11 protein-coding genes and 1 pseudogene are annotated in these 8,810 nt (G+C 69.0%); 6 read left to right on the forward strand and 6 right to left on the reverse strand.

The window, feature by feature from the left end; genetic code table 11:
- The 3 genes and pseudogenes from Q7P21_RS16955 to Q7P21_RS16965 all read left to right on the forward strand — a co-directional run.
- Positions 1–555 (forward strand): annotated as a pseudogene (locus tag Q7P21_RS16955) (phosphonate-binding protein); the annotation flags it as partial.
- Between the two features lie 253 nt (positions 556–808).
- A complete protein-coding gene (locus Q7P21_RS16960; protein ID WP_304166551.1) occupies positions 809–1,087 on the forward strand; it encodes an RNA-binding S4 domain-containing protein in 279 nt (92 codons plus the stop codon).
- Positions 1,088–1,144: 57 nt separating this feature from the next.
- Complete coding sequence (locus Q7P21_RS16965) at positions 1,145–3,568, forward strand: penicillin acylase family protein (protein WP_304166548.1); 2,424 nt, start codon at positions 1,145–1,147, stop codon at positions 3,566–3,568.
- Here the strand turns inward: Q7P21_RS16965 and Q7P21_RS16970 are convergent.
- The gene (locus tag Q7P21_RS16970) at positions 3,540–4,307 is read right to left on the reverse strand and encodes a dimethylarginine dimethylaminohydrolase family protein (protein WP_304166545.1); all 768 of its coding nucleotides are present in this window, start codon (positions 4,305–4,307) and stop codon (positions 3,540–3,542) included. The two genes, Q7P21_RS16965 and Q7P21_RS16970, sit on opposite strands and share 29 nt — an antisense overlap.
- A gap of 142 nt (positions 4,308–4,449) precedes the next feature.
- Here Q7P21_RS16970 and fdxA point away from each other — a divergent pair, with 142 nt between their 5' ends.
- Positions 4,450–4,791 carry a ferredoxin FdxA gene (gene fdxA, locus Q7P21_RS16975; RefSeq protein WP_304166544.1) on the forward strand — a complete coding sequence of 114 codons (342 nt, stop codon included), beginning with the start codon at positions 4,450–4,452 and terminating at the stop codon, positions 4,789–4,791.
- Positions 4,792–5,106: 315 nt separating this feature from the next.
- A complete protein-coding gene (locus Q7P21_RS16980; protein WP_304166541.1) occupies positions 5,107–5,616 on the forward strand; it encodes a CarD family transcriptional regulator in 510 nt (169 codons plus the stop codon).
- Between the two features lie 66 nt (positions 5,617–5,682).
- On the opposite strand, the gene Q7P21_RS16985 is transcribed toward Q7P21_RS16980, so the two are convergent.
- The 5 genes from Q7P21_RS16985 to Q7P21_RS17005 all read right to left on the reverse strand — a co-directional run bounded on the left by Q7P21_RS16985 (position 5,683) and on the right by Q7P21_RS17005 (position 8,267).
- On the reverse strand, positions 5,683–6,210 hold the full coding sequence (locus Q7P21_RS16985; RefSeq protein ID WP_304178039.1) for a GNAT family N-acetyltransferase: 528 nt from the start codon (positions 6,208–6,210) through the stop codon (positions 5,683–5,685).
- Between the two features lie 123 nt (positions 6,211–6,333).
- Positions 6,334–6,621 (reverse strand): hypothetical protein, encoded by a 288-nt coding sequence (locus tag Q7P21_RS16990; protein WP_304178040.1) that lies wholly within the window; start codon positions 6,619–6,621, stop codon positions 6,334–6,336.
- A gap of 67 nt (positions 6,622–6,688) precedes the next feature.
- Positions 6,689–6,967 (reverse strand): hypothetical protein, encoded by a 279-nt coding sequence (locus tag Q7P21_RS16995; RefSeq protein ID WP_304166532.1) that lies wholly within the window; start codon positions 6,965–6,967, stop codon positions 6,689–6,691.
- A gap of 83 nt (positions 6,968–7,050) precedes the next feature.
- Entirely contained in the window at positions 7,051–7,428 is a 378-nt protein-coding gene (locus Q7P21_RS17000) for a nuclear transport factor 2 family protein (RefSeq protein ID WP_304166530.1), read from the reverse strand.
- Positions 7,429–7,430: 2 nt separating this feature from the next.
- Positions 7,431–8,267 carry an enoyl-CoA hydratase-related protein gene (locus tag Q7P21_RS17005; protein WP_304178041.1) on the reverse strand — a complete coding sequence of 279 codons (837 nt, stop codon included), beginning with the start codon at positions 8,265–8,267 and terminating at the stop codon, positions 7,431–7,433.
- A 160-nt stretch (positions 8,268–8,427) separates the two neighbouring features.
- Here Q7P21_RS17005 and Q7P21_RS17010 point away from each other — a divergent pair.
- A partial coding sequence (locus Q7P21_RS17010; protein WP_304178042.1) for a glutathione S-transferase occupies positions 8,428–8,810 on the forward strand: 383 nt, incomplete at its 3' end.

Consider the following 8,810-nt stretch of genomic DNA (forward strand, 5'->3'; position numbering starts at 1 on the left):
CGCATGCTGAAGGGGCTGGGCGTGCGCCTGGGGGCCTTCTCGATCTATCTGCCCGCCCTGCTGAAGCCGCCGGCCATGAGCTTCGCCCAGGGCATTGTCGGCAAGGCCTGGCGGCCGCCGACCGACCGGCTGTCGATCCTGCCTGATCCCCCGCCCACCGCCGCCCAGCTGGCCGCCTTCGGCCTGCGCGCCGTGGGACGGCATGCGGCGCCGGTCGAGGCCCTGGAACGGCTCAACGACCTGCTCCGCGTCACCACCAAGGGCCAGGCCATGCTGCTGTCGGACGAGGCCCGAACGGGCCTGGGCTGGAGCGAGACCGAGGCCCGCGAGATCCTCAAGGCCCTGGGCTTCGTCCCCGCCGCCCGGACCGCGCCGGGCGAGCCCAGCGCCTGGCGTCGCCGCAATGACCGCCCCGAGGCCGACCACGAACACAAGCCCCCAGCGTCGCCCTTCGCGGCGCTGGCGGCCCTGAAGCCCTCGTCGCCCCCGGCCCCGCTCCAGGCGCGCCGCTCCAAGCGCCGTCGCGCGCCGCGCAAGCCGGAGGTGAGCGGATGATCCGCGTTCGAAATACGGCCGCGCCGAGGGCCAAGCTCGGACTGGTTGCTCCCCTCTTGGGGGAGCTCCCGGCCGCTTGGCCGGGTGAGGGGGACTTTGATGGTCCTTTTGGGCGGTTCGCAGGTCAGCTGAGGGAGTCAAAGTCCCCCTCAGGCCCTTCGGGCCAGCTCCCCCAGGAGGGGAGCAACCGCGCTGCAGTCATACGCAATTCCCCTCCCCGCAAGGGGGTAGGGCTTTCCTGGATGAGCCGCGGATGACCGACGAGGCCTGCCGCGCCGATGTCTGGCTGTGGCGCGCGCGGTTCTTCAAGACCCGCAGCCTCGCCGCCAAGTTCGTGGATGAGGGCAAGGTGCGCCTGACCCGCGCCGGGACAGAGACCCGCATCGACAAGTGCGCGAGGCCGGTGAAGATCGGCGACCGCCTGGTCTTCGCGGTCGGGGGCCGGCTAATCGCCGTGACGGTGGAAGGGCTGGGCGACCGCCGCGGCCCTCCGGCGGAAGCGCGGGGGCTTTACGCGGCGCTGGAGGGGTAAGGCCCCTTGGCCCATCCCCCAGCGCGGTCCACCATGGCCGCAAAGCGGGGAAACAACATGAAGCGCCTGGGTCTGATCACCTTCGCCATCGCCGTGGCCGCGAGCCGGGCCCTCGCCGCGCCGGCCACCGAGGCCCATGCGGTAGCGGGGCTGGAGAAGCCCGCCGAGATCCGGGTCGATCGCTGGGGCATTCCGCATATCTATGCGGGCAGCGTCCGCGACGCCTTCTTCCTGCAGGGCTACAATGTCGCTCGCGACCGGCTGTGGCAGGTCGACCTGTGGCGCAAGCGCGGCCTGGGCCTGCTGGCGAAGGATTTCGGGCCCGACTACGTGGCCCAGGACCGGGCGGCGCGGCTGTTCCTCTATCGCGGCGACATGAAGGTCGAATGGGCCAGCTATGGTCCGGATGCGCGCAGTTCCACCGAAGCCTTCACAGCCGGGATCAACGCCTATGTCGGCGAGATCCGCGCCGGGACCCGGCCCTTGCCGATGGAGTTCAAGCTGGCCGGCAGCCAGCCGGACCTGTGGAGCCCCGACGATGTGGTTCGCATCCGCAGTCAGGGCCTGACCCGCAATGTCCCCAACGAGGTCGGCCGCGCCCACATCGCCTGCGCGGGCGGGCTGGAGGCGGCGAAGCTCTACAAGAACATAGAGCCTGCCTGGACGACCAAGATCCCCGAGGGGCTCGATCCCTGCGACATCCCTGCCAATGTGCTGGACGATTATCAGCGCGGCACGGCCGGGGTGAAGTTCTCTGGCCCGCCGGAAAGGCGCTCCGCCCTCGATGTTCCGCCGGAGGCCATCGGCTCCAACAACTGGACCATCGCCGGCAGCCATACCGACACCGGCAGGCCGATCCTGGCCAATGACCCGCACCGCGAGCACAGCGTCCCGTCCCTGCGCTACATCGTGCAGTTGGAGGCGCCCGGCTTCTCGGTGATCGGCGCCGGCGAGCCCGCCCTGCCCGGCGTCTCGATCGGCCACAACGACACCTCGGCCTTCGGCCTGACCATCTTCCCGGCCGACCAGGAGGATCTCTATGTCTATGAGACCAACCCCAAGGACCCCGACCTCTATCGCTATGGCCAGGGCTGGGAGCGGATGCGCACCGTGCGGGAAGCCCTGACCGTCAAGGGCGAGGCCAAGCCCCGGACCATAGTGCTGAAATTCACCCGCCATGGGCCGGTGATCCATGCCAGCCCCGACAAGCATCGCGCCTTCGCCCTGCGCTCGGTCTGGGCCGCGCCGGGGACCAGCGCCTATTTCGGGTCCACCGGCTATATGGGCGCCAAGAGCTGGGAGGCCTTCAAGGCCGCCTTGGAGCATTGGGGTTCGCCCTCGGTGAACCAGGTCTATGCCGACACCGCCGGCCATATCGGCTGGGTGGCGGCGGCTCGCGTGCCGAGGCGTCCGAACTGGGACGGCCTAACCCCCGTTCCCGGCGACGGCCGCTATGAATGGAACGGCTTCCTGAAGGCCGACGAACTGCCCAGCGCCGCCGACCCAGCCAAGGGCTGGATCGCCACGGCCAACGCCATGAACCTGCCCGACGGCTATCCCGTGGCCGAGCGCAAGGTCGGCTTCGAATGGACAAACGCCTCGCGCCTGACCCGGATCAGCGAGGTGCTGGCCGCCAATCCCAAGATCAGTATCGCCGACGCCATGGCCCTGCAGACCGACCCGACCAATGTCGGCGCCCGACCTGTGATCGCCCTTCTGGGCCCACTCTCCAGCGAGGACCGGCGGCTGAACGAGGCCCTGACCCTGCTGCGGGCCTGGAACCTGCGGACCGAGGCCAATAGCGCCGCGGCGGTGATCTATGAGGCCTGGGCCGGCAAGCACCTGGGCGGCGTCCTGATCGCCCGCACCGCCCCGGCCGCCGCACGGCCGATCCTGGGCCAGGGGGACATCGCCGCGGTCACCGCCTATCTGCAGCATCCTGACGCGGCCCTGGGCCCCGATCCGGCCGCCGCCCGCGACGCGGTGCTGCTGGATTCGCTGAGCGCCACCCTGGATGAGCTCGCCACCCGCATGGGGCCGGACCTGACCACCTGGAGCTGGGGCCGGCTGCATATGGCCGAGTTCCACCATGCGCTGACGCCCCTGGCCGGCCCCGCCCAGCGCGCGGCGATGAGCGCCGGCCCCGCCCCCATGGGCGGAACGGCCTTGTCGCCCATGGCCGCCACCTGGCGCGAGGATGACTTCCACCTGACCGCCGGGGCCTCGTTCCGCATGGTCCTGGACGTGGGCGGCTGGGACAACAGCCGGGTGATCAACACCCCTGGCCAGTCCGGCGACCCCGACAGCCCGCACTATCGCGACCTGTTCCCACTGTGGGTCTCCGGCCAATACGCGCCCTTGGTCTATTCACGCGCCGCCGTGGAGGCGGCGACGGAGCGGGTGATCACCCTGACCCCCGCGCCTGCGCCGGCGCGCAAAGGCCTGCTCGACCTCATCCCAAGGCTGGGACGATCAGGCTGAGGCAGGTCAGGCCGGCCTCGGCCTTGGCGAACTCGCTGATCTCCAGCGCGACGGGGGCGTAGCCGGCCCGTGTCAGGCGCTCGAAGGTCCCGGGCGCGCCGGCCTGCGTGAACAGGGTCCCGGCAAGGCTGAGGGTGTTGGCGGCGAAAGGTTCGTCCTCTGCCACCTCAAGGATCGCGAAGCCCTCAAAGGCGGCGGGTTCCACCCAGGCCGGATTGACCAGCAGGCGGTCGGGGCCGAGCGCCGTGGCCGCCGTCTTCAGATGCAGGGCGCCGGGCACAGGCACGCCGATCACCGCATAGCCGTGCGGCGCGACGGCGGCCTCGAAGGCGGCGAGACCTTCCGGCGAAGTGCGGGTCGACAGGCCCACGAAAATCCGGCGCCCCACCACGAGCACGTCGCCGCCGTCCAGGGTTCCGGCCGCGAGGTCGACCCGGGGGCGGTCGGCGGGCAGGAAGGGCGCGACCTGGGCGGCCTCCGGCCGGCGCGAGGCGGCGCCGGGACGGCAGACCAGGCTGAGTTCCGGCAGCACCACCGCCACGTCCTCGACGAAGGCGCAGTCGGCCAGGAGGTCGTCGGCCGCCAGCACGGTCACCTGCCCGCCCGCCGCCGTCAGGGCGGCGGCGTAGGCTTCGTGCTGGACCAGAGCCAGGGCCATGTCGATGGGCGCGCGGCCGAGGTGGGTGCGCTCGCCGTCGGCCATGCGCGGGCTGAGCGCGCGCACGATCACCGGGATCATCAGGAAACCTCCGCACCGGATGGCTATCAGGGCTTGCAGATATCTTCGGGTCGCGCGACGCCACCCGGCATTGACATCGCGGCCCTGCGCCGTGAAAACCCGCGCCTTCCTAGGGAATTCCGCCCGGAGAAAGATCGCCGCGATGACCTACATCGTCATGGACGCCTGCATCAAATGTAAGTTCATGGACTGCGTGGAGGTGTGTCCCGTGGACTGCTTCTACGAGGGCGAGAACTTCCTGGCGATCAATCCGGACGAATGCATCGACTGCGGCGTCTGCGAACCGGAATGCCCCGTCGACGCGATCAAGCCGGACACCGAGGACGACCCGGACGGCAAGTGGCTGCGGATCAATTCCGACTATGCCAAGGTCTGGCCGAACATCACCGTCAAGGGTGAGCCGCCGGCCGACCGCGAGGACTTCGAACGCGAGACCGGCAAGTTCGAAAAGTACTTCAGCGAGAAGCCCGGCGCCGGGTCTTGAGCCACAAGGCGTTGCGCGCCATTCCCCGGCCCTCGCGAGTCCGCGCCGGGGCAAGCCTTTCATTCGGCTGAATTTTATGCTAGTGTCTTAAGTGACATGGCGAAAGCGAGCACGCGCGCCCTGTCGTTTTTGCAGAAGAGCCGTTGCCGGCCGACGTACGCCTTCAAAAGGCGAAGGGTGTCTTAGAGGTCTATTCCGTTCTCCAAGCGAACAGCGCCGCGCAGGTCTTGCGGAGGGGCTGGTTTTGTCTTTGGAGCATCGAGTTGACAAGGCGTTGCGTAGGCGGGCCGGACGAGGTCGAAAGGACTTGAGCGAATGAGCAAGAGCGGTCTGGAATTCTCGGTTGGCGATCACGTGGTCTATCCGGCCCATGGCGTAGGGCAGGTTCAAGGGATCGAAACTCAGGAAGTCGCCGGCTATTCGCTCGAAGTCTATGTGATCACGTTCGACCACGAGAAAATGACCCTGCGCGTCCCCACCGCCAAGGCGCGTGGCGCCGGCCTGCGCTCGCTGGCCGAAGGCAATGTGGTCAGCCAAGCCCTGACCACCCTGAAGGGCCGCGCCCGCGTGAAGCGCACCATGTGGTCGCGTCGCGCCCAGGAATATGAAGCCAAGATCAATTCCGGCGACCTGATCTCCATCGCCGAGGTGGTGCGCGATCTGCACCGCGCCGAGAACCAGCCGGAACAGTCCTATTCGGAGCGTCAACTCTACGAATCGGCCCTGGACCGCATGGCCCGCGAAGTCGCCGCCATTGAGCGCATCGACCGCGACGCGGCCATCACCATCCTGAACAAGAGCCTGATCAAGGCCGTCGCGGCCTAAGCCCGACAGACTTCGCTGATCATCGAAACGCCCGGTCGCGAGACCGGGCGTTTTGCGTTTGGGGCGTCACCCCAATTCCCGCGTCATCACCACCATGTCCGACAGCTCGGGCTTGGTCCCGTTCTCGAAGCGGATCTTGCCCGTCTCGCGAAAGCCCCAGCGGCCATAGGCGCCGTGGGCCCAGTCGGCGGCGGCCATGGCGTCGAGCCAGGCATAGGCCGCGCCCTCCGCCTTCGCCTCCTCCAGGGCGGCCTGGAGCAATCGCTCACCAAGGCCGCGACCGCGCGCCGGACCGAGCAGATAGATCCGCGCCAGTTCCGCCCCGCCCGGCCGCGCGGCGATCGGGTCGGGCGTGTCGAGGTTCATCAACAGGAAGCCGACCCCCGCGCCGTCGGCATGGGCGATCCAGACGCGGGTCCGGGGCTGAGCCAGGGCGGCGGCGAAGGCGGCGGCGCTGAAGGTCGCCAGATGTGCGGCATAGGCGGCGGGCTGGTCCCACAGGAAGGCGTAGGCCTCGGCATAGGCCGCCGGGCCGACGACGCCGAGCAAAGGCGCGTCCTCGGGTCCCGCCCGGCGGATCAGGGTCTGGCTCATGACCCAAGCTTATGCGCAAAGCCCGGCTGCGGTCAGTAGGGCCGAATCGCCATGATCAGGGCGGCGACCGCCAGGGCCAGCGGAGTGAGAACCGCCAGGGTCTTGAAGGCGTTCGCAGCCAGCTCACGCATCGGCCCGGACCTCATCAAGCCTGGCCAAAGCCTCCAGCACCTCGAGCAGGGGGACCGGCATATCGGCGCCCGGCGCCTGCCTCAGGGTCGGACGGTCTGGGACCGCGCAGGCGTCCGACGCCCAGCTGGAAAGGATCGCGCGCTTCTCGACGCGATCAAGGCCGGGATCCTTCAAGACATCGCGCGGCCGATTGAAGCCGATGACGGGCCGCAACAGGTGATCGAAATGCGGCCACAGCGGCCGGCGGCCGCCCATTTCCAATTGATGAGACATATCCATGAGATTCTCACGACTCTTGGGGAGCGGCGACTTGGGTCGCACACCCGGATCACGAGGTGATGACGGTTCAGGCTGGCTGGATCGCCCGCGCCAAAGGGTCTCGCCACAGGATGGGCGAGCCCTGTCTGACGGGACCGGGCGCAGAGACGAACCGGGCCGCCCGGGTCCCGTCAGGCAGCTGGACGTCAAGCTTGACGGGGGCCCGCCGGGCGGCGAAGCGCTCCGCCACGGCCTGGGCCGCGCGTTCCGCCTCGGCGCCGCTCGCGAAGAGACCGGGCAGCGCGGCGTCATCGACGCTCACCCGCCATCCGCCCTCGGTCGGCGCAATGGAAATCACATGAATCACAATGACCTCCTGTCGGTTTGAGTTTCAGGCGATCGAAGATTTAGGCGCCGGAACGCCGCGCGCAAGAGGCGGCCAGCGGGAGATCAGCGCGCCCAGGCCGCGACTTGCTCAGAGTCGAAATACTCGTCCAGACGGGTGATCTTGCCGCCCGCCACCGCGCAGACCAGGCAGGCCGGCAGCTCGACCCGCTTGCCGTCCGGCCGCACGCCGACCAGCAGGTGCTGCTGGACGAAGCCACCGGGAAAGACGGTCAGCCGCCGGTCTTCATAGCGCCGGGTCGGGATGTGGCGGATGAAGCCCGACAAGGTCTTCACATTGTCGGCCTTGGTCTCGATCTGGCGGTCGGTATTGTGCCAGATGGCCACCTCGTCGGCGTAGCAGTCGGCCACGGCGGCGACGTCCCCGACCTCGATGGCGTCGAAGAAGCGGGCCGCGAGGGCGGCGATTTCATCGAGGGTCATGGTCAGCCCGGCTCCGGCTTGTCGCCGGCGCGGTAGTCGTTGAACACCGCGTCGCGGCTCTGCAGGGCCTGGGTCACCCCCTGGCGCAGCTCGGCCATGTAGGCGCGGCTGGCGGGCGTGTGCCAGCCCAGGGCGTGCAGGTCGGTGCCGGCCCGCAGGCCGGCGCGCATGCCCATGGCCTCCATCTGGCGATGGACCAGCCGCTTGTTCAGCTGGGCGAGTTCGGGGTCGACCTTGGCGATGCGGCTGGCCATGGCCAGCACCTGCGCCTCCAACTCCTCGAGCTTGAAGGCGCGGTTGGCGAAGCCCAGGCGGACCGCCTCCAGCCCGTCAAAGGCGTCGCCGGTCAGCATCAGCTCCATGGCCGCGCGCATGCCGACGATCCAGGCGTGGTACTGGTTGTCCGGCGGGCTCATGGTGCGCACCGCCGGATAGCCGATCTGGGCGTCTTCGGCGACATAGACGAGGTCGCAGGCCACGGCGAGCTCGGAGCCGCCGGCCAGGCACCAGCCATGCACCTGGGCGATCACCGGCTTGGCCAGGTCCCAGACCCGGAAGCACCCCTCGACCACGTGGCGCGCCCACTGACCCTGGCCGCCGGCGGTGTAGTAGGGCAGCTCGCCCAGGCTCGACAGGTCGTAGCCGGAGGAGAAGCAGGTCCCTGCCCCGCGCAGCACGATGACCCGCACCTCGGGGTCGCGATCGGCGGCCTCGAGCGCCGCAAAGATCTCGCCGCGCAGGGCGTTGGACAGGGCGTTGCGCTTGGCGGGCCGGTTCAGGGTCAGGCGGCGCACATGGGGCGCCGGATCGTCGGTCAACAGGATCGGCTCTTCGGCCATGGCGCATCCTCCCAGAAGCTCTTTGGGCCAGACCCTAGAAACTTGACGTACCGGAGGCAAAGCCCGGTTTGGGCCCCTGTGAAAAGTTGACGTCGGGTCCGGCTTGACGGCGGCGGCCCCGTCCCGACAAGTCGCCGCCAACAGATCAGGGAGCCTCGCCATGAAACTCTACAATTCCGTCGGACCGAACCCCCACGTGGTGCGGATGTTCGCGGCCGAGAAGGGCCTGACCCTGCCCATGGTCGATGTCGACCTGCGCGGCGGCGAGAACCGCAAGCCGCCCTATCAGGACAAGGTCAATGTGGCCGGCCAGACGCCGGCCCTGGAGCTGGCCGACGGCGCGGTGATCAGCGAGATCACGGTGATCTGCGAATATCTGGAAGAAAAGCACCCCACCCCGTCGCTGATCGGGACCAATGCCGAGGAACGGGCCGAGACCCGCATGTGGACCCGCCGGGTCGATCTCAACATCTGCGAGCCCATGGCCAACGGCTTCCGCGCCGCCGAGGGTCGACCGATGTTCGAGCCGCGCATGAAGCTGGT

This window comes from Phenylobacterium aquaticum (assembly GCF_947378715.1).
GTDB lineage: Bacteria > Pseudomonadota > Alphaproteobacteria > Caulobacterales > Caulobacteraceae > Phenylobacterium > Phenylobacterium aquaticum_A.

Coding starts and splice junctions, on each gene's coding strand:
- Q7P21_RS16960 (WP_304166551.1), top strand. CDS start 809: ATGACCGACGAGGCCTGCCGCGCCGATGTCTGGCTGTGGCGCGCGCGG.
- Q7P21_RS16965 (WP_304166548.1), top strand. CDS start 1,145: ATGAAGCGCCTGGGTCTGATCACCTTCGCCATCGCCGTGGCCGCGAGC.
- Q7P21_RS16970 (WP_304166545.1), bottom strand. CDS start 4,307: ATGATCCCGGTGATCGTGCGCGCGCTCAGCCCGCGCATGGCCGACGGC.
- fdxA (WP_304166544.1), top strand. CDS start 4,450: ATGACCTACATCGTCATGGACGCCTGCATCAAATGTAAGTTCATGGAC.
- Q7P21_RS16980 (WP_304166541.1), top strand. CDS start 5,107: ATGAGCAAGAGCGGTCTGGAATTCTCGGTTGGCGATCACGTGGTCTAT.
- Q7P21_RS16985 (WP_304178039.1), bottom strand. CDS start 6,210: ATGAGCCAGACCCTGATCCGCCGGGCGGGACCCGAGGACGCGCCTTTG.
- Q7P21_RS16990 (WP_304178040.1), bottom strand. CDS start 6,621: ATGGATATGTCTCATCAATTGGAAATGGGCGGCCGCCGGCCGCTGTGG.
- Q7P21_RS17000 (WP_304166530.1), bottom strand. CDS start 7,428: ATGACCCTCGATGAAATCGCCGCCCTCGCGGCCCGCTTCTTCGACGCC.
- Q7P21_RS17005 (WP_304178041.1), bottom strand. CDS start 8,267: ATGGCCGAAGAGCCGATCCTGTTGACCGACGATCCGGCGCCCCATGTG.